Raw genomic sequence first — 23,169 nt, forward strand, 5'->3', positions numbered from 1 at the left:
CGGACCCGCCGTTCGTGCATCGGCGAAACCACCGGCCTTGACAAAGAAGTCGTCGGGTGCGTCGTTGGGCGCGCGGCGGGAAGGGGTTACTGTCCTTGCGGAACCCGGGCTCTGGGAGGACGCGATGATGCGCCGAATCGCCTTGCTGGTGGTCGCCTTTCTGTTGTGCGGCACGTTCTCCGCGTCGGCCGATCCGTTCGGCGGCGGGCTCCGGGTCGAGGTGGTGTCCGGACCAGCGCAGTACGTCAGCGGTGGGGTGGCGCGCATTCGGGTGACGCTGCCGCCGTGGGCGCCACTCGCCGCTTCCGTAACAGTGAACGGAAAGGACGTCAGCTCGGCGTTCAAGCCGGACTCCCAGGTGCCGCACGCTCTTGAGGGCGTCGTCCGTGATCTTCCGTTGGGCGCCAGCAAAGTCGAGGCGCGAACACAGCGGTGGGACCGTGCCTCGCTGAAGCTGGTCAACTATCCGATCACCGGCCCGATGTTCTCCGGCCCGCAGCAGCCCGACTTCTTCTGTTCCACGCCCGCCCACCTGGCCGGATTCGACCTCACCGGCCCGTTCCTGGATGGCAACTGCTCGCTGACCACGCAGGTCGGCTACTACTACATGGCCACCAACGGAAGCTGGAAGCCGTTCGACCGCTCCGCCCCGCGACCGGCCGACCTGACCCGGACGCCGTCCGGCGCCGATTTCGTGATCCGCTGGGAACGCGGCACGATCAACCGGTTCATCTACACGATCGCCGTGCTCGACCCGGACGGCAGCGGCCCGGCGGCGCTGCCGCGCTGGAACCGAAAGCTGATCTACTACTTCGGCGGCGGTGTCGCCATCGGCCACTACCAGGGTTCCAACAACGCCAGCGAGTCCCGGTACACCTACGGCCTCGGCCAGGGGTACGCGATCGCGTGGTCGACCGGCACGAAGACCAACACGCACTACAACATGGTGCTAGGCGGCGAGACCGCGCTGATGGTCAAGTCGCGGTTCGTCACCGAGTACGGCACTCCCAGGTTCACCATCGGCCTGGGCGGTTCGGGCGGCGGCATCCAGCAGTACCTCTACGGCCAGAACCACGCCGGTCTGCTCGACGGCGCGGTGCCGCAGTACTCGTACCCGGACATGGTCACGCAGACGATCCACGTCGGTGACTGTGAGCTGCTTGAGCGGTGGATGGACCAGAAGGTGCTGGCGGACCCCACTTCGAAGTGGCGGACGTGGACCAACCGCACCCTGCTGGAAGGCCTGGCGTCCTCGGACACCGTGGCCAACCCGTACCAGCCGTTGACACCTTGGCTGGCCACCCCGGGTTCGACCGAGTGCATCAAGGGCTGGCGCGGGTTGTCGCCGTTGGTGTTCAACCCGAAGTTCGGCACTGCCCCGGGAATCACCCCGGAGCAGCAGGCCAAGGTCGAGTGGACACACTGGAACGACGCCGTGAACGTCTACGGCCGCGACCCGGTGACCGGCTTCGCGCGGTCCACTTGGGACAACGTCGGTGTCCAGTATGGACTCGAGGCGCTGGTGGACAAGCAGATCACCCCGGCGGAGTTCCTCGACCTGAACGCCACCGTCGGCGGCTGGAAGGGGCCGGAGCAGGCGGTCCAGGAGGGCTGCCCGTACATCCCCACCTCATGTCCGTCCGATGTGGATGTCTGGAGTGCGCGCAACGCCACGGTTCCAGGGCCTTCCGGCGTGGCGCCAAGAACTGCGGGAAGCGTCGACGCGATGCGCGCGGCCTACCGGTCCGGCATGGTGTTCGACGGCAGGATCGATATCCCGATTCTCGACTGGCGCCACTACCTGGACGGCGAGCTGGACATGCACAACGCCCGCCAGTCGTTCGCGTCCCGGCAACGCATCCTTGACCGCCACGGCAACAACGCCGCCAACCAGGTCATCTGGTTCACCGATGCCCGCCCGGCGCGCGCGTTCGACCAGACCCCGATGGCCCTGGCCGTGATGGACCAGTGGCTGGAGAACCTCCGCGCCCACCCCTGGCGAGGCGTGGCGGGCAACAAACCCGCTGACGCCGTCGACAGCTGTTTCGCCACCGACGGTTCCCTCCTCTACCGCGGCGCCGACGCCTGGCGCGGCATCCTCGACTCCGCCCCGGCAGGCCCTTGCACCCAGCGGTTCCAAATCCACGGCACCTCCCGGACCGTCGCCGGCGCCCCCTTCGACGAACAGCACTACAAGTGCGCCCTCCAACCCATCGAACTCGCCTTCATCCGCGGCCTCTATGGCTCCTGGCACCCCACCCGAACGGAGTTCGACCGCCTCAGGCAGATCTTCCCCACCGGCGTGTGCGACTACACCCGCCCAGACATCGGCCGCCCCCGCGGTTTCTAGCGCGTGCTTCACCGCTAGGAGCTGCTGCGGTTCCCTGAGTCCGTAGGCCGTTCTTCGTGGGCTTGGCGGGGCACCGGGCGGCCATGCGCAGGGTTTCCACGAAGGCGTCGGCGATGCGTTCGGCTTGGGACCGGTCATCGGCACGGTCGGTGGGCCGCTGCTCGCCCTTCTTGATCACCGGGTGGAGCAGATGGGCGTCTTCGGCGGGCAGATGGCCACGGAAGTCGAGGCCGCGATCCCGGCGGGCGCGGATGTGCAGCATCCGGTCGGGCTGCTTGGGCTCCAGATCGGGCAAGTCCTTGAGGGTTTTGCGGATGACATCCACTGCCTCGGACCCGAGGTCGCCAGCAGCCAGCGCGGCGGAGGTGGCGGGCAGGGCGGGCTCGATCACCGACCCGGTGGGTGTGATGCTGGCGAACAGCGCTTCGGCTTGCGCCAGGCGGCGTTTGGCTTCCTTGGGCGAGATCCGCAACGCGTGCACGAGCAGCGCGGCGGGGTTGGAGTAGCCGAGGTCATTGGCGAGGCCTTGATTGTTCAGGTAGGCCACCAACTCCAGCCCGGTGTACTCGATCCGCCGACCCTGCGCCTCAACGTCCTGCAGGGCAGCGACTGTCTCTTCTCCCGGGATTGGTGACCCCCTTGTCCCACGGGCAAAGCGCGGAAGCGCACCAGACCCCGCCTTCGTGCCCTGTCCCTCTGGGTGGCGCTGCCGCGCGGCGAGCGCTCTCTTTTCACCCAGCCGAAGGATGCCCGCCCAGAACAGCGGCAGTGAACCCAGCGTCAGCCGCAAGCGAGACAAGCTCATCGGCACGCGAAGCGGCCAACAGCACGAGCGGGTAACAGTCAGACTCAATGTCAAGCACGGCGAGCGCAGTGCCCGCCTCCCGCAGCCTGGCCCCCGCGAATTCGAGAAAGTCGTAGGTCGGCAGATCGGTGTCGTCGAACCACACCCAGGCAGACGGCCCAGGACTGGAGCGAAGTTCGCGGAGCTGACCAACGATGTCCCCGGGATCCTCCTTCCAGTCGACCTCCGCCAGCAGACCATGGTCGGTGAGGGCGTTCACCAGGGCGATCCAGGCCAGCTCCGGCTCCGCCTCATCGATGCCTCGCTCATCGAGGCGGTCGGCGTGGGCCTGCAGATACCCCGAGGGGTCGGTGTGCGCGTGGTCCACCAGCGCGGCGACCTCCGGGGCATCCGGTGCCAGGAGGGTGGCGATGGCGTTCAGCGCGTCTCGGGCGGGCAGTGGCACGCGGGGCTCCTCGATGTGGAGTAACAGGCGGCAAACGATAGCTGCATGGCCCTGGGCTGGGGATTCGCTGTCGTTGCCAAACGTGGGGCGAGTATGAAGTAATGTCGCCTTCGGTCACACGGAGGCTCGTTCATGGAGACACGCTCACGGCGCCGCTCGTCGGTGGTGATCCTGAGCGCGCTGCTGGTGATCGCGGTGGGCGGCTGGGCGGGGATCCAGTACCTGCGCACCAGGCTGGGCGGCGATGGGTGTGACAACACCACGCAGCTGGCGGTGTCGGCCGCTCCGGATATCGCGCCGGTGCTCACCGAGCTGGCCCGTTCGGTCCCTGAACAGGACTGTTATGCCGTGAGTGTGTCCGCCAGCCCGTCTCCGACGACGGTGGAGGCGCTCGCGAGTGGCGCGGGCGGCGCGGATGTGTGGGTACCCGAAGCAAGCACTTGGTTACTCCAGGCGCGCGACGCCGGTGCCTGGAACCTGCCCGAGTCCGGGCAGTCGATAGCCAGTTCACCGGTGGTGCTGGGGCTCACCGGCAAGACAGCCGAGAAGTACGGTCAGTTCCCGGCCTGGCAACCGATCCTCGACCACGAGGCGGTCGGGCTGCCGGACCCGGCCCACGACGCGGCCGGGATCGCCGCCCTGATCGGGGTCCGGAAGCTGAGCAAGGACGACGCCGCGTTCACCGCCGCGATGCGCAAGCTCTCCCCGCCGCAGCCGGCCGTCGAGCCCATGTCCGAGCAACATGCGGTGACCCACGACCTCGTCCCCGCCTACGCCGACGTTCCGGGGTTCGACTACCCGTATGTCCTGCTGCCCAAGGCTTCCGAGGCCGCCCGGCAAGCGGCCGAACGGTTCCTCAAGGTGTTGCTGGACCAGGGGTCGACGCAGTCGTTCGCCAGCGCGGGTTTCCGCACCCCCGACGGGCAGGTGCGCTCGCCGAAGCAGGGCGTCAACCCGGCGACGCGACCAGTGGCCGAACCGGCGCCCGACGCCATGTACGGCGTGCTGCAGGCCTGGGCGGGCGCGAACCTGAGCGCGCGGATCCAGGTCCTGCTGGACGTTTCCGGTTCGATGGCCGCGACCGTGCCCGGCACCGGCAAGAGCCGGATGGAGCTGACCATCCAGGCCGCGATCCAGGGTCTCGGGCTGCTCAAACCGACCACCGAACTGGGGTTGTGGCTGTTCTCAACGAAACTCGACGGCGACAAGGACTACCAGGAGCTGCTGCCGGTACGCGCGCTGTCCGACCAGATCGCCGCCGGCGGGGTCGAGAAGCTCAAGGCGGTGAAGCCGAAGCCCGGCGGCGCCACCGGGCTGTACGACTCGATCCTCGCCGCGTACCAGAGTGCCCGGCAGAACTGGAAGTCCGGCCGGATCAACCTCGTCGTCGTGCTCACCGACGGCCGCAACGAGGACAAGGACGGGATCAGCCTGGACAAGCTGAAGGCGGAGCTGGCCAAGCTGCAGGACCCGCGCAAACCCCTGCCGGTGATCGGCATCGGCGTCGGCCCGGACATCGACGCGACCGAGCTGCAGGCGGTGTCGAACGCGACCGGCGGGCAGTCGTTCGCCACGGCCGATCCCCGTAAGATCTCCGATGTCTTCTACCAGGCGCTGAGCAAGATCATGTGCCAGCCGCCGACCTGCAAGAAATAAGGGGGAGTTCGTGCTGGTCGAGGCCGATAGACAGGTGACCAGGGCGAAGGTGCCGCCGATCGTGCTGGCGGCCTTCTTCGCGGGGCTGGTGCCGTTCGCACTGCACACCTGGGCCGCGCTGCACGGCAGCCTGGCCCAGGACGACTTCCTGATCACCTACCGGGCCGGCACCTCGGGCCTGTTCGACCCCGGCTACCTTTTCCAGGACTACCAAGGACATCTCGCGCCCGGCTGCTTCCTGCTGACCTGGTTGCTGACCGCGTGGGCGCCGCTGAACTTCGCGGTGCTGACCATCCCGCTGCTTCTCATGCAGGCGGCCACGCTCGTGTTCTTCTGGATGCTGCTGGTGCGGTGTTTCGGGCGGCGGTGGGCGCTTCTGGTGCCGTTCACCGTGTTCGCCGCGTCGAACCTGGTACTGGTGCCGACGTTGTGGTGGGCATACGGGATCCAGATCCTGCCGGTGCTGCTGGGCATGGCCGCCGCGCTGTACTCGCATGTGCGGTATCTGCAGGACGGCGGCCGCTGGTGGGGTGGGACGGTCGCCTGGACCGTGTTCGGGCTTTCCTTCTACGAGAAGGCCGTCTTCATCCCGATCATGGTCGCCGGGATCACCGTGCTGCTGCGGGAACCGCTGCGCAAGCACCTCAAGCTGTGGGCGGCGCTGGGCGCAGTGCTTGTGGGGTATGTGGTTCTGCTGCTTTCGGTGACGACGAGCCAGGTGGCGCACGGCGAGGGTGACGTCTCGGCGGGCACGGTGGCGGACCTGATCGGCCGGATGCTCGGTGACACCCTCCTGCCGGGACTGCTTGGCGGGCCGTGGTCCGGACCGGGACCCGGGGCGACGTGGAACCCATCGCCGATCTTCGTGAGCGCCGGGCTGCTGGTCCTGGCCGTGGTCGTGGTGGTGATCAGCCGGAAGTCGTGGCGGGCGTGGGCGTTGCTGGGCGGCGTGACCGCGGCGGACATCGGTCTGGTGACCGCGACCCGGTTCACCGACGTCGGTCCGGCCCTGGGCAACGATCCCCGGTATGTCGCCGAGCTCGCCATGATCGCCGCGTTGTGCGGGGCGTTCGCGTTCCTGGGACCGGATGGCGGCAGCGCGCGGGAACGCCCGCTGGCCCTGGGCATCACCGGGCTGCTCGTGCTGAGCTCGGTCGTCGCGTTCCAGAACCTGGCTCCCGCATTGAGGTTCTCGCAGTCCAGCCAGTACCTGGGCAACGTCCGCGCGGCCGTGGCGGCCGATCCGGAACTGGTGCTGTACGACACCTTCGTGCCCCGCGATGTCATGCACGAGTGGTTCGCGGACAACTCGCGGGCGTCTCATGTGGTCGGTCTCGTGCCGGGCATCAAATTCGACCAGGCCGCGCTGCGGATCCACCAACTCGACGACACCGGTACGCCCAGACGGATCACTGGCGTTGAGCCTGATGCCCGAAGCCGGCCCGGTCCCGTGAAGGACTGCGGCTACCTGGTCAACGAGGACCCGGTCCGCATCCCGCTGGACAAGCCGCTGATGGGCCGGTTCCTGATGAAGCTCGACTACTTCACCTCCGACGGCGGCGAGGGAACCGTTGAGGCAGGCGGGAAATCGCAGAAGGTCTGGTTCCCCGGCGGCCTGCACTCGGTCTTCGTGCCGCTGGACGGGCTGTTCGACAGCGTCACCGTGCAGCTCGTCGGCAAGGGCGCGCCGATCTGCGCGGCGACCCTGGACATCGGCAAACCGGTGACTCAGTAGGGGTCGTACGGGCTGTCGTGGCCGAACAGCCGGGCGACCGGGCGAAGCCGCAGCCGCAGCAGCACTTTGATGCCGACGTTCCGGACGAACCAGGGCAGTTGCGCCACAACGCGCAGCCGGTCCTTCATGGACGGTGGCGTCACCCGGAACCGGGCCAGTGACGTGGCTCTGTCCACATAGGTGTACCGGTTGCCGAACAGCACCTTCGCGATCGTGCCCAGCGTGACGCCGATCGACGAGAAACAGTCGTGCACCAGGACTTCCGCGCCCGGCGGCAGGTGTGCCGACCAGCGCAGATCGTCGGTGTAGGTCCAGTAGTCGTGCTTGCCGTCGACGTACAGCAGGTGGAACGGGCGATCCCAGTGCGGGCGCAGCTTGGTGCTGTACCCGCAGACCAGTTCGACCACGTCGTTGAGCCCGGCGGCGGCGATGTTCTCCTCGAACCGTTGCCGGGTGGGCGATCCGCCGAACAGCTTGCCGTCGACGAACGGGTCCACCGCGATGACCGTGGCCCCGACCGTGCGAGCGGCCGTGCCCAGGACGACCGTGGATCTGCCCTGGTGGCTGCCGATCTCGAGGATGACGTCGCCCTTTTCCAGCCGGCGCGCGGCATCCCACAGCGCCCGGCCCTGTGCCTCGGTCATCCAGCCCTTGACCGGTTCGGCCAGTGCCCATGCGTCGGCGAACCCGTCATGGAGTTTCTCGCTGATAGCGCACCTGCCTGGGCCGCCGGGGAAGATCGTCGGTCTATCCTAGCCACCCGGAGGCTTAGGATCTACTCGATGGTAACCACCCGCGAACGGACCCGGGACAGGCCGGCACCGCCCGCTGCCCGGCGGTTCTCGCCGCTCAGGGTCGTTCGCAGGCCCAGTACCTGGATCGTGCTGGGCCTGGCCGTGCTGTCGTTCGTGCAGCGGCCGGGCAAGACGACGTTCGACACCAAGCTGGACCTGTCGGTCGACCCGGTCGCGTTCCTCGCCCGCGCTATGCATCTGTGGAATCCCGAGGCGACCAGCGGCGAGCTGCAGAACCAGGCGTACGGCTACCTGTTCCCGATGGGCCCGTACTTCGCGCTGACCCACCTGGCCGGGATCCCGGAGTGGATCGCGCAACGGCTGTGGTGCGCCCTGCTGCTGGGTCTCGCGTACTTCGGCGCGTTGCTGGTGGCCAGGGCGCTGGCGATCGGCACCGAACCGGCGCGTCTGGTCGGCGCGACGGCCTATGCGCTGGCGCCCCGGATCATGACCGAGATCGGCCCGCTGTCAGCGGAAATGCTGCCCGCGGTGTTGCTTCCGTGGGTGCTGCTGCCGTTGGTCCGCGCGGACCGGATCCGCTCGCCGCGCCGCGCGGCCGGGCTGTCCGCGCTCGCCGTGCTGTGCATGGGCGGCATCAACGCCGCCATGGTGGTGATGGCGCTCGTTCTGCCCGGATTGTGGCTGTTGACCCGGACTTGGACCCGTGAGCACGTCAAACTCGTGCTCTGGTGGGTGGGTTTCGTCATCGGCGCGACATTGTGGTGGATTCTGCCGCTGTTGCTGCTCAGCGAGTACAGCCTGCCGTTCCTGGACTACATCGAGTCCGCGGCCAACACCACCGCGCCGATGTCGTTGTTCCAGGCCTTGCGAGGGACGAACCAGTGGGTCGCCTACGTTGTCCAGGGCACGCCGTGGTGGCCCTCGGGCTGGGTGCTGGTCGACAACCCCGTGCTGATGGCGGGAACCGGCCTGGTCGCGGCCGTCGGCCTGTATGGGCTCGCCCGCGGCGGCCTGCCGGAACGCCGTTTTCTCGGGTTGAGCGTCCTGTTCGGTCTGACGCTGTTGACCATCGGTTACGTGGGCACGCTGGACAGCCCGCTGGCCGCGCCGGTGCGGCACCTGCTGGACGGGCCGCTGGCCGCGCTGCGCAACGTGCACAAGTTCGAACCGGTGCTGAGACTTCCGCTGACGCTGGCGTTCATGCACGGCATCGCCAGCACCGCGAAGGCCTCGCGCCGATGGATGCGGCCCGCGCTCGGGATGGTGCTCGTGGTGGTGCTGGCCGCGCCCGCGTGGCTGTTGCTGCTGCGACCCGGGCCGGGCTGGGATGAGGTTCCCGGGTACTGGCGGGACGCGCTCGCCTGGGTCTCGAAGACGGACGCGAGGGCGCGGACGTTGCTGCTGCCCGCGACCGGGTTCGGCGAGTACCAATGGGGCCGCACGGTCGACGAACCCGCCCAGGCGCTCGCGACAAGCCCTTGGGCGATCCGCAACCAGGTGCCGTTGGGTTCCGAGGGCAACACCCGGCTGATGGACACGGTCGACGCCGCGCTGGCCGACGGCCGCGGTGATCCCGGCCTCGCCGGGCTGCTTTCCCGCTCGGGCTACCGGTTCCTGATGCTGCGCAACGACATCGACCGGGACCGGCTCGACGCTCCGGCGGTGTCGACGTTGCGGTCCGGTCTGGCCGGGTCGCCGGGGATCAGCAAGGCGATGGAGTTCGGGCCGCTGGAGATCTACCAGGTGCAACGGGAGGTGCCGCTGGTCAGCGTGACGTCCTCAAAGGACATCCCGACCGTCAGCGGCGGCCCGGAGTCGTTGCTGCCGTTGCTCAACTCCGGTCAGCTCGACCCCGCCACACCGGCCGTGCTCACTGGCGACGGCGGCTCGCCGACCGGTCCGCGTCTGGTCACCGACGGTCTGCGCCGGGCCGAACGCAACGTCGCCGGTGTGCGGGACAACCTCAGCCAGACGCTCACCGCCACCGAACCGACCCGGTTGCCACGCGCCGCAAGCGATCTGCTGCCCTTCCCTGGTCAGCAGCACCAGACTGTGGCCGCATACCGGGGGATCCGGTCGGTCACCGCGTCCACGGCGGCCTCGTTCGCCGACTCGTTCGGCGGCGTGGACCCGAGCTACCAGCCGTTCTCGGCGATCGACGGCGATCCGCGCACGGCCTGGCACTCGTCGTCGTTCACCGGGCCGATCGGCCAGTGGCTGGAGGTCGAGCTCGACACGCCGCGGCTCGTCGACTCGGTCGACCTGACCTTCGTCGACGACATCCGGGTCGGCTGGCCGCCCACCCGCATCCGCATCACCACCGACAGCGGGTCGATCGAGCAACAGGTGGCCCGCGGCGACGGCCCGCACAGCTACACGACCGTCCCCGGCCTGACCCGCAAGGTGCGGATCACGTTGCTGTCGCTGGTCGTCGGCCGCACGGACGGCAACGTGGGCATCGCCGAGCTGAAGATCCCCGGCACCGACCCGCAGCGCGCCCTGGAGGTGCCCGCCGACCTGCCGCCGGGAGCGGCGCCCGGGTTCGCGTTCACGCGCGGTGCCCAGCCGCGCTACGCCTGCGTGAACGACGAAGGACACCTCCGGTGCGACGCGAACCTTGCCAAACAAGGGGAGGAGCCCGACGGCGTCCACCGTCTCTTTGCCACGCAAGCCAAGGCCGCGTACTCGTTCGGCGGCACCGTTGTGCCCGCGACCGCCGGTCTGCCGCCGATGTCGTTGCCCGGCGTCAAGGTCACGGCCAGCTCGCAGCTCGGCGGCGACCCGGCCACAGGTGGGTTCGCAGCGGTAGACGGCGATCCGACGAGCGCGTGGATCCCGGACCTGACCGACATCCGCCCGACGCTGACGTTCGAATGGCCCAAACCGCACAAGATCACCGGCATCTCCATCGCGACCGACGCCGGTGGCACCGCGAAAACGCCGGTCCGGCTGGAACTCGCGACGCCCACGGCGAACCAGATCGTCGAGCTGCCCAACGGGTCGGCCACGTTCCCGCCCATCGAGACGACTCAGCTGTTCGTCCGGCTGATCGCGTCCGACGATGACCGGCGCATCCAGCTGGGCATCGGGTCGCTCACGTTCACCGGCGATGCCATGCCCGCGCCGCAGACCACGTTCGAGCTGCCCTGCGGGGCCGGGCCGAACGTGCACCTGGACGGGTTCGACTACAAGACCTCGGTGCGCGGCACGCTCGCCGACTGGAACGCCCACCGGCCGGTGGAACTGCGTGCCTGCCCGGACTCGCAGGGCGGGGTCGAGCTCGACCCCGGCAGCCACGAGATCCGCGCCGACCGGTCGGACTCCTTTGTCGTGCAAGACCTCTGGCTCAAGCCGGGCACTGCGCCGCCGGCTCCGGCCGCGCATCGGCCGGTGGACGTGCTCAGCTGGGAGTCCACCTCGCGTGAGGTCCGGGTCGGTCCCGGTGACGACGCGGTGCTTGCCGTACCGGAGAACGCGAACGCGGGCTGGGTGGCCACAGTGGACGGTAAGCCGCTGGCCAAGACCCGGGTGGATGGCTGGCAGCAGGCGTGGATCGTGCCCGCGGGCTCGGGCGGGGTCGTTTCGCTGGCCTTCACCCCGGATACGCGCTACCGGACCGGTCTGCTGATCGGCGCGGTGGCGATCTTCCTGCTGCTGGTGCTCGTGGCGTTGCCGGTGCGGCGACGGCCGATCTCGGTCGCTTCGGGCGGTGCGACGGTGGCGACGGTCGCGTTGATCGCGGTTCTGGCTGTGCTGGGCGGAATGCTGCCGATCGTTCTGTTGATCGCCTGCCTGCTGGTCCGCCAGTTCAGCGAACGGGCGCCCCGGCTGCTCGCGCTCACCGGGATGGTGGTCGCGACGGGGATCGCAGTGACCGGACGGCTGCTCGGCCACGGTCAGGAATGGGCGTACATCCTGGCGACGCAGACCGCGTTGCTGCTGGCCGCCGCCGCGGTCGTGGCGTCGTCGGTGGACTGGTTCCCGGCGCGCAAGGAGTCAGTCGCGGCGGGTCCGGATCTCGACGATCGCACCGGCGAGAGCGAGCCCGCCGACACAACAGGCCGAGACGGTGACCACCTGAGCGGCGGAGGCGTGCAGCCACGTCGTGACCAGTACGGTCTCGGCCACAACGGCAGTCCACATGAGGACGGTTACCCGACGATCCCCATCCGCCAGACGCGAGAACAGGAGGATCTGCACGAGCGCCAGCATCGATCCGGTGAGCGCGAACGGCCATACCGCCATGGTGCTCCCCGCGTACCCCGCCCCACCGATGATCGCTAGCAGCCGCGGCCCGAGCACGACACACACCAGCAGCACCAACGCGTCGAGCCCGGCGCACACGGCGAGCGCGATCGGCAGGACGCGCCGCGAGCCGTGCGCGAGCCGGGGGAGGACCAGGACGCCGACGGCCTGCGGCAGCCAGTAGGCGATCTTCGTGACGATCGCGCCGAGGGCGTACTCGCCCGCCACCGCGGCGGGAAGCGTGTGCCGGGCCAGCACGAGGTCGAGGTTCACCAGCAGCACCAGCGCGAGCATCGCCTGTGCCGCGTGCAGCACCTCACCAGCGCGAGCCCCGCGGGCCGGGCGCGGCCTGCCGCAGATCACCCAGCTGGTCACCACGACCAGGAACGAACCGATCGCCGTACCCGCGAGCGCACCCGTCGCACTGCCGGTCACCAGCAGACCGGCGAGCGTGCCGCCGACCTTTCCGGCGCCTTCCAGCGAGATCAGCCCGGCCAGCGTGGCGAACCGCTTGCCGCCCTGCAACAGCCCGTGGAACAGGCCGAGCAGCGTCAGCGGGCCGAGTGCGGCCGCGAGCAGCAGCGCGGGCGCGAGCGAACCGAGGTGCAGCACCGGAACGAGCACCGGCGTCAGCGCCAGTCCCAGGCCGCCGACGACCGCGCTCGTGGTCAGGCCCAGCGCCATCAGGGTTCCGGTGGACTCGGCCTTGCGGGCCACCCGCAGCGCCACGATCGTCTGCAGGCCCATCGCCGGCACCACGCCGATGACCAGCACCGCGAGCAGCGAACTGAGCTCACCGAACGCACTGGGCGCCAGGATCCGGGCGGCGACCAGGCTCAGCACGTAGCTGCCGGCGTTGTTGACGGCGAGCGCGAGCGAGACAAGGATCGCCGAGACCCGCTCGTCGGCCCTCACCTCGGTCAATGACAACGGAGTACTCCTCGTTACCGGCCAGTAGGGATGCGACCATAGCCAAGATGGACGCGGAAAGGGAGGGCCGTTGGGCGTAAAGGCAACGCTGGCCGCGGTCAGCGGCGCGCTCACCCTCCTGGTCGTCACGCCCTTGCTGGGCCGCGGTTTCGTGCTGAGCTACGACATGGTGTTCGCGCCCCGGCTGTGGTTCGGGCCGGACGCGTTCGGCGCGGGCTCGTCGCTGGCCCGTTCCGTGCCTGCTGACGCTGCCGTCGCGCTCGTCACGACGGTCCTGCCCGGCGACATCGTGCAGAAGTTCGTGCTGGCGCTCGCGATCTTCTTCGCCGCCTACGGGGCCGGCAGGCTGGTACCAACCGAGCGCTTGGGCACGCGGATCGTGGCGGCGACCGGATATGCGTGGACGGCATACTTCGCGGAGCGGTTGTTCATCGGGCACTGGCCGCTGCTGCTGACCTACGCGTGTCTGCCGTGGATCGTCCTGGCTGGACACCGGCTGCGGGATCGCGAGCCGAAAGCCTTGGCGCGCCTGGTTCTCGCGTGTGCTCCCGCTGTGCTCACGCCGCCGGGCGGGATCCTGGCCGCGCTCACCGCGATCGTCGCTGGTGGGCGTCGGCGTCTGGTGCAGACGATCGGCGTCTCCGTGGTGCTGAACCTGCCGTGGCTGGTACCGACATTGCTGCACCCCGGCGGCTCACTGTCCGATCCGGCCGGTGTCCAGGCGTTCAGCGCTCGTACGGAGAGCTGGGGCCCGGCGATTCTGAGCGTGCTGGGCCTGGGCGGGATCTGGAACGGCGATGTCGTGCCGGAAAGCCGCAGCGTCCCGCTGACGCCGATCGTGACGCTGCTGGTGCTCGCGGTCGCGATCGCCGGATTCCGGCCGCTGGCGGCCAGATGGGGCGCCCCGCGAACGCGATCGCTGGTGGCGCTGGGGCTTCTCGGGGTGCTGCTTGCCTCGCTGGCAACCCTGCCGCTCGGCGAGCCGCTGCTGTCCTGGGCGATGAACCACATTCCCGGCGCCGGGCTGCTGCGTGACGCGCAGAAATGGGTGGCCTGGTGGGCTTTGCCGGTCGCGCTGGGGTTCGCGCTGGCGATCGAGGCGGTGGCCGTCCGGTGGCGCGCGATCGTGGTCCCGGCCGCCTTGTTGCCGCTGGTCCTGATGCCGGACCTGGCGTGGGGCGGGTGGGGCCGGCTGGAACCGGTGCGGTACCCGGACGACTGGGCACAGGTATCCACAGTGCTCAGTGGCCGGCCCGGTGACGTGCTGGCGCTTCCGTTGTCAGCCTTCCGGAAGTTCGCGTGGAACGACTACCGCACGCAGCTCGATCCGGCGCCCCGGTTCCTGCCGGACACCGTGCTCATCGACGACACCCTGCGCGTGGGAACCCAGGCGATCGCGGGGGAGGACCAGCGGCTGCAACGTGTTCGCGTGTCAGGGGATCTCGCTGGTGAGGGCATCGGCTGGGTGCTGGTCGAACACGGGACCCCAGGGACCGTCGACCCGCGGTTCCTGCAGGGCGCCACCGAGGTATGGTCCGGGCAATGGCTCACGCTCTACCGCGCGCCGGGCGACCTGAAGCCGGTCACGGTGTCATGGATCCCGGTGATGGCGGCAAATGGAGTAGCGGTTATATCGATCCTGACCGCGCTGTTGTGCTGCATGTTACCCATGCGTAGATTGATCCCGGGCCGGACTTCCCTGCCGCAGAAGGAGTAACCCCCTTGGTCACCTTGATAGGCATCGTCGCCTCCGTCGCCGTAGGGCTCGGCGCCGCCGCCGGTGGCAGCCTGATCCTGATCAACACCTCCGACCCGGACACCACCCAGCAGGTGCAGGTGAAGTTCAAGGATCAGTACAACCCGCTGAAGAACGCGGACACGATCTACGGCAGCCGCTGACCGTCCCTGATGTCCCAGTCGGCGTCCGATCAGGCGCACAGCGTTGTCGGGCTGTACGGCGATCCCACGGTGTCCTGGAGCATCCTGCTGGAGGCCCGGCTGGCCGTGGCGCCGTCCGCACGGGATGTCAGTGACCGGCTGTCCGCAGCGGCGAAACGGTATCCGCACCTCGGCGCGGCTCCCGCGGTCGAGACCATGCGGGCCGCGGACATTCCCGCGGTGCGCGCTCGTTTCGCCGAAGCACCATACGATCGCGGCGAGCCCCTGATCAGGGCCGCGGTCTGCGAGGACGAACCCGCGCTGCTCATCGCCGCCCATCACGGCGCCATCGACGGCATCGGCCTGCTGGCGATGCTCGGGCTGGCGCTGGATGCGCGGATCTCCTCGGGTGCCAGGGGAATCGGCACCCGCTCGGCCGACCGCTCGTTCCTCGTCTCGGCGCTGCAACGGGTCGCCGAGGCGGTGTTCACGCCGCCCACGCGGATCCGGCCGGACAGCACGGGATCGGCGCCCGGTGACGTCTTCACGGCCCGGCACGAGCCCCGGATGCGGTTCAACGCGGCGGAACTGGTCACGGCCGCCGCGCACGCGACCGAGCAGTGGAACGGCGGGCGCGGTGCGCCCCGGGTGGTCGCCGCGATCGGTGCGTCCTATGGCGGCGGCGCCGCACCGGAACCCGTGCGGGACAGCGCGTTCTTCCGGTTGCGGCTCAAGCCCCGCCCGGAACCCGGACAGGTCGGCGAGGCACTGGCCGCGCACCCGCCGGAGCCCGATTTCCCGGCCCGCAGCAGCAGAATCGCGCGGCTGGGCACCCGGTTGCTGGTCGGCCGGCTGGGCTCGACGTTCCTGGTGTCCAACCTCGGCGCGGTGACGGCCCCCGATGAGGTGCGGTCGATCGCGTTCTATCCGGCGGCCAGCGGGCGTTCCGGCGTGGCGTTCGGGGCCGCGACCGTGGGCGGCACCAGCACTGTCACGGTTCGCGCGCGCCGCAAGGACTTCGACGAACGAGCGGCCGGAAGGCTAGCCGACGGGCTGGTCGAGGCGTTGCGGCGTCAGGGTTCGCGGTCGCGGAGCGGATAACGAGGCCACATCGCGCACCAGCGACTCGAACTGCTCGGCGCTGTCCTGCCAGCTGAACCGTTTTGCCCACTCCACACCGGCCTCGCCCATCGCGGTGCGCAGCCTCCGGTCGGCCAGCACCTTCTCGACCTGGGCGGTGAAGTCGGCGAAGTCGTCGGCCAGCAGCCCGGTCTCGCCCTCCACAATGGACTCGGCCACCCCGCCGGCGGACCGGTAGGCCACCGAGGGCACGCCGTGCGCGGCGGCCTCCATGTTCACGATGCCCCAGCCTTCCTTGACCGAAGGGCACAGGTGCACCCACGAGCGGGCCAGCACGTCGTGCTTCTCGTCCTCGCCGAGCCAGCCGTGCAGCCGGACCCGGTCGGCCACACCGCGTTTGGCCGCGTGGTCGCGCAGCACCTCGTACCACGGCCCCTGGCCGACCACCTCCAGCCGCAGCGCGGGCCAGCGCGGGGCGAGTTCGGCGACCACGTCGATGGCGTGCTCGATCCGCTTGTGCGGCACCAGCCTGCTCACCACGACCAGCGTGGGATCGGTGCTGCGGGCCGATTCGCGGGGTGCCGGGGTGTCCAGACCGTTGGGCACCACGGCGATCCGGGACCGGTCGACGCCCAGCGTGACCAGCTCGTCCTTGGTCACCTCGGAAACGGTGACATAGCGGCACTTGCGGAACAGCCGCGGGGCGATCTTGGACTCGATGCCCCAGCCGATCCGGCCCAGCGTCTCGCCCAGCGCGCTGATCCACTGCTCGCGGTGGACGTGGTGGACCAGCACGAGCACCGGGCAACCCGCGACGAGCCGGGCGAAGAACGGCATCCCGTTCTGCACGTCGACCACCAGATCCGCGTCGGACTTGCGGATCGCGCGCAGCGCGTGCGGGTACACGCCGAACTTGTTGCCGCGCCTGCGGTACCGCACGCCGTCGCGCCATTCGCCATGGGTGGCACCGGGATAGGCCGCGCACTGGATCTCCACCCGGTAGCCGGACCGGGCCAGCGACTCCGCCATCCGCTCGACGTAGCGTTCGGAGCCGCCGCCCTCGGGATGTCCGGTGTCGCGCCAGTTGACCAGCAGAACACATGGTCGGCGCATCGAGTTTCTCCAAACCTCTGGCGGCAGGTGCTAGGTTACCGGTGCGTACACAATAGGCGAAACATTCTCGGAAAGCGATGGTTCGATGGTAGGAATCCTTTCGGTCCCCACTCATCGGGCCACACTGAGCAGATCCGTCGCCTTGTTCCGCTCGTTTCTCACCGAGCAGACCGACCCCGACGGTTTTTACCAGACGCTCGCCGGTGACTCCGTCCGCCAGCTCGCCACGCACACCTCGCTGAATGGCCGGACGATGGTCGATGTCGGCGGCGGCCCCGGCTATTTCTCGGACGCGTTCCGCGCGGCCGGAGCCTACTACCTCGGCGTCGACCCGGACGTGGGGGAGCTGTCCGCGCGCGGCACGCCGGGCGAGAACATGGTCCGCGCCAGCGGCACGAAACTGCCCGTACGCAGCGGATCCGTGGACATCTGCTACTCGTCGAACGTGCTGGAGCACGTCAGCGAGCCGTGGCTGATGCTGGCCGAGATGTGCCGCGTGACCAGGCCCGGCGGCACCGTTTTCGCATCGTTCACGCCCTGGTATTCACCCTGGGGCGGACACGAGACCGCGCCATGGCATTACCTCGGCGGCGATTATGCACGCCGGAGATATCGCCGGGTCATGGGAAAGGAACCGAAGAACAAGTTCGGCGAGTCGCTCTTCCCGTTGACGGTGGGTGCCGCACTGCGCTGGGCGAAAACAACACCCGACGCGCAATTGTGTGCCGCATACCCGCGCTACCACCCCAGCTGGGCGATGTGGATAGCGCGGGTTCCTGGCCTGCGGGAAATCGCTTCCTGGAATCTCGTGATGGTCCTGCGCAGGCGCTGACTATCGCGCCAGTGCGTGCTGCGGCGCGGTCTGGTCGTCCGGCGGTGACTGCTTGGCCCGCCGGCCGCGCAGCACCAGCAGCGCGCCGATCAGGATCATCAGCCCGCCGCCGACGCCGAGCGAGATCGGCCCGGTGCTGGTGAGCAGCTCCAGCTTGCCCTTGTTCTCGCCTGCCTGCTTGACCAGGCTCTCGATGGTGGCGTTGTTGAAGGTCAGCGTCCCGTCGAACACCGTCGTGCCGACGAGCTCGCCCGGCTTGCGCAGTTCCTGGTGCTGGTACTGCTGCTGTTTGACGATCACACCGGTGACCGGCTCGACCCACATCGTCGAGGTGCCCTTGAAGTACTGCTGCACGTGGACCGTGTTGGCCGGCTCGTTGATCAGCGAGCCGGGCACGTCCTGCTCGGCGATCTGGGTGTCGGGCACGTCCTGCTCGAACTTGTAGACGTCGACGCCGTTGACCTCGTCGGTGCTGATGAACTTGGCGGTCATGGCCTTGTTCACCGTGTCCTGGTAGACCGAGTAGTCCTTCTTCTCGGTGCCGAAGGGGAACTTGAACTGCAGGCCGGGCTGCGGCCCCTCGTCGATCTTCTCCTCCGGGTCCTTGCCCTCCTTGATCTCCTTGGTCGTGTCGACCTCGGCGGTGAAGGTGGAGCTCGGCGAGCACCGGCCGGCGTCCTGTTGTCCCCGGTAGCCCTCGGCGGTGCGGCGGTCGAAGCAGACCTGCCGCTTGGAGGCGTTGACGACGGTGTTGTCCTTGTCGTCGGTGACCTTGACGGCGAGCAGCCAGACGGCGACGTCGGTGTCCGGCCGCATCTCGGGAACGCTGAAGTTCGCCTGCACCTTGGCAACGGCGGTCAGCTGGGTGTCCTTGCGGATCTCCGGGGTCGGCACGCCGTCCTTCTTGGTCACCGCCAGCACCGTGCCGGCCGGGCCTTCCAGGACCGAGGTGGAGTTCTGGTCCAGGGGGACCTTGGCGACCTTCGGGTACACATAGTTCGGCAACAAGATCGCGACGGCCGCGGCGAAAACGCCCAGCCCCAGCAAAATCAAGCCGAAAACTCGTCGCAACGAATCCTCCTGGGTGCGGCGGCGAACCCGTGATTACCCTCCGGTAACCGGTGCGCAGATAGTGAACCTCTTGTCCGGCAGGGTCAAATCGTGACCAGTGGCGACACTGTCGCGATGCCGCCGGAAGGTGGTACTCCGGCCGCCATTCGGGCCAATCGGCCAAAAATGTTTGTTCCCGGGGACAAGGGGTGTGGGTGGACCCTTCTGTGCCATGGAAATCGGCGCCTATTCGGACTCGATCGCCGACCCCGAGCTCCGGGACGCCGTCGCGGCCGTTGCCTCCCTGCTTTCGTTGCACGGCAACATCATTCGCGACCTTGACGCGGGAAGATCACGGTGGCGCCGGGACCGGCGCGCGCACCGGCCGGACGTCGTCGTGTCCGTGCCCGGCCATGGTCCACAGAGGACGCATGGGCCGGAGGTCGTCCTGACGGTCGGCATCGCGGGCGACGGGCGGGAACTGGCCGTCCGGCTGACCGCGCGCCCGGGCCTCGGCCGGGAGCTGCTCGACCTGGCCGGGATCATCGACGCCGACCAGGCGGCTCAACCGGCGTCCAGGCGCACCGACTCCAGCGCCACGTAGAGCTCGCCGACGTCGATGGGATCGGTGAGGTCGCGCTTGGTCAGTTCCTGCAGGCGCCGCAGCCGGTAGCGAACCGTGTTGGGGTGCACGAACAACTGGTCCGCGGCCTCGCGTGCCGAGCCGTGCCCGGCGAACCACGCGCCGAGTGTGTCCAGCAGGACCTTGCGTTCCGCGGGCGCCAAGGCGAGCACACCCGCCAAGGTCGCCCGCACCATCTCGCGGGTCATCGCCGCCGCGCCCGCGACCAGCGTGGTCACCGGCGAGTCGCCGAACACGCTCACCCCGGCTTTCCCGGCCGGCAAGGACAATCGGGCCACCCGCGCGCGATGCAGGGCGTCCGGGATCTCGAGGGTGCCGCTGAAGGGCCGGCTCATGCCAACAGCGATCGGCAACGACGCCAGCACGTCCCGTACCCGCCGGACGTCCTCGACGCGGTCGATCACGACCAGGCCCGCGTCGCCGGTGTGCCGCCACAACGAGTTCCACCGCCGCGCCCGCAGTGCCAGCTCAACGGTGTTGTGCCAGTCGGGTTCCACCGCCTCGGTCACCACGGCGATGAACATCCCGGTCACCGGCAGACCCAGTTCGGTGGCGGCCTGTTCGAGCTCGGCCGGGTCGGACAGCCGCCCGTGCAACAGGTTCTCCAGCAGCTCCCGCCGCCGCGGTGGTGGTTCGGCGGCGACTTCGTCGTACGCGGTGGTCAGTGCGTCCGAGTAGAGGTCGATGGTGCGCCAGACGGTGGAACTCATTGCCGCCGTTTGCGTCGGGCTGATGTATCCGGGGCCTGCCAAGCCGAGCAGCGCCTCGTAGACGAACATCCCGCCAATCCGGAACGCTCTGAGCACCGCGGTCAGCGGAATGCCCTGCCGCGCCTGCGCCTGCCCGGTCTTGCGGGCGGCGTCCAGCGGCAGCTCCCGGCCGTCGGCGAACGCCGTCAGCGCGCGCTTGAGGTTGGCCCGGCAGACCTGCCGCAGCTCGTCCGGCGCGACCTGCTCCACCTGCTGGTAGAACTCGTCCTGCTCGCTGAGCAGCCTGGCCAGCTGGTCGGCGAACTCCGGCAGCCGGGACAGCATCTTCTCCAAAAGCTCACGCTGGTCCGGCGGAACCGGGGTGACGAGAGCCTCAGTGCCCATTCGCTGACTCTAACCCGGCGGTGTCACCGGTCACAGTTCAGCGATGCGGCCGAGTCATACACGGTTGGCGATGTCGAGCCGGGCGGGCAGGCTGAACGTGTCGAACAGGTCCTGGTCCTGGAAGGCGGTCATCCGGCTGATCCCCGCGCCGGTCACGGTGAAGACCTGGAGGGTGTGCAGGAGGTAGGCGCCATCCGGGCCGTGGACGTACGCGGCCATCGCCGGTTGCCCGTTGGCGTGCACGGGCACCATCCGCCAGTCCGCCCCGCGCAGGGTGAAAACCCTTGCCATGAACCGGATGTACAGCTCGCGGCCGGAGTACCAGGTGGTGAACGGCGGCATCTCCAGCACGACTTCGTCGGTCAGCAGCTTCGCCAGCGCGGCCAGGTCGGCGTTCTGGAACGCGACCGCGTACCGTTCGACCACCGCGCGGTCGCCGGGGTCGGTGGGTTCGCCGATGAGGTCCTCGCTCAGTCCCGCTGCGGTGAGCCGGGCCCTGGCTCGTTGCAGGGCGCTGTTCACCGCCGCGGTCGTCATGTCCAACGCTGAGGCCACGTCCGCGGCCGGCCAGTCCAGGACTTCGCGCAGGATCAGCACGGCCCGCTGCCGGGCGGGCAGGAACTGCAGCGCGGCAACGAAGGCCAGCCGCAACGAGCCCCGCGCGCACAGCACGTCCGCCGGGTCACCGACCATCGCGTCCGGGATCGGCTGCAGCCATGGCACTTCCTCACCGCGCACCAACGGCTGGTCGGGGTCGTCGCTCGACGGCCCGCCCAGCCCGGTCGGCAGCGGGCGGCGGCTGCGCTGCTCCAACGCGGTCAGACAGGCGTTGGTGGCGATCCGGTAGAGCCAGGTGCGCAGCCCCGCCCGGCTCGGGTCGTACCGCTCGTAGGCCTTCCACGCGCGCAGCATGGTCTCCTGCAGCAGGTCCTCGGCGTCGTGCACCGAGCCGAGCAGCCGGTAGCAGTGCGCCAGCAGCTCCCGCCGGAACGGGTCCGCCCGCACCGCGAAGTCGTCGCTGGTCACTTGTCCTCCATCACGCATGTGGATACATACCGGCGAGTGTCCCCGAACTCATCGCCGCGTGAGCGATGAGTCGCCGCGGCCGCCGGGTAGGTACCGGCGAAGTCCGCAGCAAGGGAGACACAGCATGCGCAAGGTGATCGTCTCGACGTATATGACACTGGACGGAAAGGTGGACCACCTTCAGGAGTGGGCCGCCCCGTACGACAGCGGGCCACTGGCCCAGTACCACTCGGACCTGCTGGCCGGCAGCGACGGCCTGCTCCTGGGCCGCCGGACATACGAACTGTTCGCCGCGATCTGGCCCGCGCGGACGCTCGGCTACGCCAGCAAGATCAACAGCATGGCCAAGCATGTCGCCTCGGCCACGGTCACCGAGCTGAGCTGGGAGAACTCCCAGCTGGTCGGCGGCGGTGATGTCGCGGAAGGGGTGGCCAAGCTCAAGCAGGAACCGGGCCAGGACCTCGTTGTCTACGGTGGCACGACGCTGATCCGGACGTTGCACGAGCACGACCTGGTCGACGAGTACCGGTTCCTGCTGCACCCGATCCTGCTGGGCAAGGGCGGGAACCTGTTCGGCGACAGTGACCGGGTGAACCTGGACCTGGCTGGCACGAGCGAGATCACGCCCGGGGTCATCCTGCTCACCTACCGGCCGGCCGGGCACGAGGTCCGGCGGATCGGCGAGCGGTGACCTCTGAGCCGGAAGGCGGTTGCCTTCCGGCTCGTTCCCGTTTCGTCCCGCCGGTGACCGGCCGCGCATGCTCCACAGTGGACTGTCCGGTTCGGACGTTGAGCGGCTTGGCGGTCGGCTGCGACGGCTCGTTGTCGCACCCCTCGCCCGACGTTTCACGGCGCTGTGCGGATTTCTCGAAATACCATTGACGCCCGTCCGGCAATGGGACACTATGAATGGGCACCGATCGAAGGGGACATCATGACGAACATGCGAAAGCGAGACGCGCAGCGGCGCTGTCCCGCCGTCGCGCCCGTCGTCGTGTGTCCGTCCGACGATCACCGGATGCCGTTGCACCGGCAGGAAGAAGCGGTGCCTGGCTCTCCGCCATGACGTAGCCGTCGTCATGTCACGGGAGCCGCCCATCGGGAAACCGAGCCGGGCGGCTTTCTCTATTCACCATCTCTGTTCACCGTGCCTGAAAACAATTGTTTGTGTAGTGAACGCCGCCCATTTCCGGATGGGCTGGCGCGGTTCATTGACATCTCCATAGCGGAGCAGACATTCCACCGCTCGCCCGGGGGGCGAGCGTTTCCAGGGGTGCGGCCGCGCTGATGCACGCGGCCGCACCTCCTCTGGTGGAGAAGGGGCTGTTGGAGCCCCACCTCCACCACCCCGGCACCCGCGAGGTGCCGTCCAGGCCGATGCGACTGCTGGCTAGGTCACCGCGCTTTCACCGCGGAGGACCGGGATCGATACCCGGATCGGCTGCGCACCACAGTTTTGCCCTTGTAGCTCAGCAGGACAGAGCGCCGCGCTACGAACGCGGAGGCCCCAGGTTCGACTCCTGGCGGGGGTA

17 protein-coding genes, 1 tRNA gene and 1 pseudogene are annotated in these 23,169 nt (G+C 69.0%); 11 read left to right on the forward strand and 8 right to left on the reverse strand.

The features are described 5' to 3' along the window. The first annotated feature begins 127 nt into the window (after positions 1 to 127). Positions 128 to 2,350 carry a DUF6351 family protein gene (locus AB0J95_RS43250; RefSeq protein WP_364771357.1) on the forward strand — a complete coding sequence of 741 codons (2,223 nt, stop codon included), beginning with the start codon at positions 128 to 130 and terminating at the stop codon, positions 2,348 to 2,350. On the opposite strand, the gene AB0J95_RS43255 is transcribed toward AB0J95_RS43250, so the two are convergent. Next, entirely contained in the window at positions 2,280 to 3,140 is an 861-nt protein-coding gene (locus AB0J95_RS43255) for a DUF222 domain-containing protein (protein WP_364771359.1), read from the reverse strand. The two genes, AB0J95_RS43250 and AB0J95_RS43255, sit on opposite strands and share 71 nt — an antisense overlap. Continuing rightward, positions 3,082 to 3,600, reverse strand: coding sequence for a DUF6630 family protein (locus AB0J95_RS43260; protein WP_364771361.1), 519 nt, complete (start codon positions 3,598 to 3,600; stop codon positions 3,082 to 3,084). The genes AB0J95_RS43255 and AB0J95_RS43260 overlap by 59 nt, the downstream gene beginning before the upstream one ends. Positions 3,601 to 3,732: 132 nt before the next feature. On the opposite strand from AB0J95_RS43260, the gene AB0J95_RS43265 reads away from it, so the two are divergent. Beyond that, a complete protein-coding gene (locus AB0J95_RS43265; protein WP_364771363.1) occupies positions 3,733 to 5,256 on the forward strand; it encodes a substrate-binding domain-containing protein in 1,524 nt (507 codons plus the stop codon). Between the two features lie 10 nt (positions 5,257 to 5,266). Then, positions 5,267 to 6,991: a hypothetical protein gene (locus tag AB0J95_RS43270; protein ID WP_364771365.1), complete on the forward strand. Its 1,725-nt coding sequence runs from the start codon at positions 5,267 to 5,269 to the stop codon at positions 6,989 to 6,991. Here the strand turns inward: AB0J95_RS43270 and AB0J95_RS43275 are convergent. Next, a complete protein-coding gene (locus AB0J95_RS43275; protein WP_364771367.1) occupies positions 6,985 to 7,635 on the reverse strand; it encodes a class I SAM-dependent methyltransferase in 651 nt (216 codons plus the stop codon). The two genes, AB0J95_RS43270 and AB0J95_RS43275, sit on opposite strands and share 7 nt — an antisense overlap. A 138-nt stretch (positions 7,636 to 7,773) precedes the next feature. Here AB0J95_RS43275 and AB0J95_RS43280 point away from each other — a divergent pair. Beyond that, a pseudogene (locus AB0J95_RS43280) lies at positions 7,774 to 10,059 on the forward strand (alpha-(1->3)-arabinofuranosyltransferase); the annotation flags it as partial. A gap of 1,683 nt (positions 10,060 to 11,742) precedes the next feature. Here the strand turns inward: AB0J95_RS43280 and AB0J95_RS43285 are convergent. After that, a complete protein-coding gene (locus AB0J95_RS43285; RefSeq protein ID WP_364771369.1) occupies positions 11,743 to 12,921 on the reverse strand; it encodes a polysaccharide biosynthesis protein in 1,179 nt (392 codons plus the stop codon). Between the two features lie 70 nt (positions 12,922 to 12,991). Here AB0J95_RS43285 and AB0J95_RS43290 point away from each other — a divergent pair, with 70 nt between their 5' ends. Genes AB0J95_RS43290 through AB0J95_RS43300 form a run of 3 tightly spaced genes read left to right on the forward strand, consistent with a single transcriptional unit; the run spans position 12,992 to position 15,900 of the window. Further along, a complete protein-coding gene (locus tag AB0J95_RS43290; RefSeq protein WP_364771371.1) occupies positions 12,992 to 14,638 on the forward strand; it encodes a hypothetical protein in 1,647 nt (548 codons plus the stop codon). Between the two features lie 5 nt (positions 14,639 to 14,643). After that, a complete protein-coding gene (locus AB0J95_RS43295) occupies positions 14,644 to 14,820 on the forward strand; it encodes a hypothetical protein (protein ID WP_364771373.1) in 177 nt (58 codons plus the stop codon). Between the two features lie 9 nt (positions 14,821 to 14,829). Further along, entirely contained in the window at positions 14,830 to 15,900 is a 1,071-nt protein-coding gene (locus tag AB0J95_RS43300; protein ID WP_364771375.1) for a hypothetical protein, read from the forward strand. Here AB0J95_RS43300 and AB0J95_RS43305 read toward each other — a convergent pair. Next, the gene (locus AB0J95_RS43305) at positions 15,841 to 16,992 is read right to left on the reverse strand and encodes a glycosyltransferase family 4 protein (protein ID WP_364771377.1); all 1,152 of its coding nucleotides are present in this window, start codon (positions 16,990 to 16,992) and stop codon (positions 15,841 to 15,843) included. The two genes, AB0J95_RS43300 and AB0J95_RS43305, sit on opposite strands and share 60 nt — an antisense overlap. 85 nt (positions 16,993 to 17,077) lie before the next feature. Here AB0J95_RS43305 and AB0J95_RS43310 point away from each other — a divergent pair, with 85 nt between their 5' ends. Next, entirely contained in the window at positions 17,078 to 17,824 is a 747-nt protein-coding gene (locus AB0J95_RS43310; RefSeq protein WP_364771379.1) for a class I SAM-dependent methyltransferase, read from the forward strand. Here AB0J95_RS43310 and AB0J95_RS43315 read toward each other — a convergent pair whose 3' ends face one another. Beyond that, positions 17,825 to 18,895, reverse strand: coding sequence for a DUF3068 domain-containing protein (locus AB0J95_RS43315; RefSeq protein ID WP_364771381.1), 1,071 nt, complete (start codon positions 18,893 to 18,895; stop codon positions 17,825 to 17,827). 211 nt (positions 18,896 to 19,106) lie between these two features. Here AB0J95_RS43315 and AB0J95_RS43320 point away from each other — a divergent pair, with 211 nt between their 5' ends. Beyond that, positions 19,107 to 19,478 carry a hypothetical protein gene (locus AB0J95_RS43320; RefSeq protein ID WP_364771383.1) on the forward strand — a complete coding sequence of 124 codons (372 nt, stop codon included), beginning with the start codon at positions 19,107 to 19,109 and terminating at the stop codon, positions 19,476 to 19,478. Here AB0J95_RS43320 and AB0J95_RS43325 read toward each other — a convergent pair. Together AB0J95_RS43325 and AB0J95_RS43330 are read right to left on the reverse strand one after the other, a co-directional pair. Continuing rightward, on the reverse strand, positions 19,439 to 20,611 hold the full coding sequence (locus AB0J95_RS43325) for a helix-turn-helix domain-containing protein (RefSeq protein WP_364771385.1): 1,173 nt from the start codon (positions 20,609 to 20,611) through the stop codon (positions 19,439 to 19,441). The genes AB0J95_RS43320 and AB0J95_RS43325 overlap by 40 nt on opposite strands. 54 nt (positions 20,612 to 20,665) lie before the next feature. Next, the gene (locus AB0J95_RS43330; protein WP_364771387.1) at positions 20,666 to 21,637 is read right to left on the reverse strand and encodes a sigma-70 family RNA polymerase sigma factor; all 972 of its coding nucleotides are present in this window, start codon (positions 21,635 to 21,637) and stop codon (positions 20,666 to 20,668) included. Positions 21,638 to 21,761: 124 nt separating this feature from the next. On the opposite strand from AB0J95_RS43330, the gene AB0J95_RS43335 reads away from it, so the two are divergent. Both AB0J95_RS43335 and AB0J95_RS43340 read left to right on the forward strand, forming a co-directional pair. After that, positions 21,762 to 22,328, forward strand: a complete 567-nt coding sequence (locus AB0J95_RS43335; protein WP_364771389.1) for a dihydrofolate reductase family protein — start codon at positions 21,762 to 21,764, stop codon at positions 22,326 to 22,328. 767 nt (positions 22,329 to 23,095) lie between these two features. Next, positions 23,096 to 23,169 (forward strand) — tRNA-Arg (locus AB0J95_RS43340).

The organism is Actinocrispum sp. NPDC049592, from assembly GCF_040675465.1.
Classification (GTDB): domain Bacteria; phylum Actinomycetota; class Actinomycetes; order Mycobacteriales; family Pseudonocardiaceae; genus Kibdelosporangium.

Bases quoted from the DNA above. Each gene is read 5' to 3' on its own strand.
- AB0J95_RS43250 (WP_364771357.1), top strand. From the start codon at position 128: ATGCGCCGAATCGCCTTGCTGGTGGTCGCCTTTCTGTTGTGCGGCACG.
- AB0J95_RS43265 (WP_364771363.1), top strand. From the start codon at position 3,733: ATGGAGACACGCTCACGGCGCCGCTCGTCGGTGGTGATCCTGAGCGCG.
- AB0J95_RS43275 (WP_364771367.1), bottom strand. From the start codon at position 7,635: ATGACCGAGGCACAGGGCCGGGCGCTGTGGGATGCCGCGCGCCGGCTG.
- AB0J95_RS43300 (WP_364771375.1), top strand. From the start codon at position 14,830: ATGTCCCAGTCGGCGTCCGATCAGGCGCACAGCGTTGTCGGGCTGTAC.
- AB0J95_RS43305 (WP_364771377.1), bottom strand. From the start codon at position 16,992: ATGCGCCGACCATGTGTTCTGCTGGTCAACTGGCGCGACACCGGACAT.
- AB0J95_RS43310 (WP_364771379.1), top strand. From the start codon at position 17,078: ATGGTAGGAATCCTTTCGGTCCCCACTCATCGGGCCACACTGAGCAGA.
- AB0J95_RS43320 (WP_364771383.1), top strand. From the start codon at position 19,107: ATGGAAATCGGCGCCTATTCGGACTCGATCGCCGACCCCGAGCTCCGG.
- AB0J95_RS43325 (WP_364771385.1), bottom strand. From the start codon at position 20,611: ATGGGCACTGAGGCTCTCGTCACCCCGGTTCCGCCGGACCAGCGTGAG.
- AB0J95_RS43335 (WP_364771389.1), top strand. From the start codon at position 21,762: ATGCGCAAGGTGATCGTCTCGACGTATATGACACTGGACGGAAAGGTG.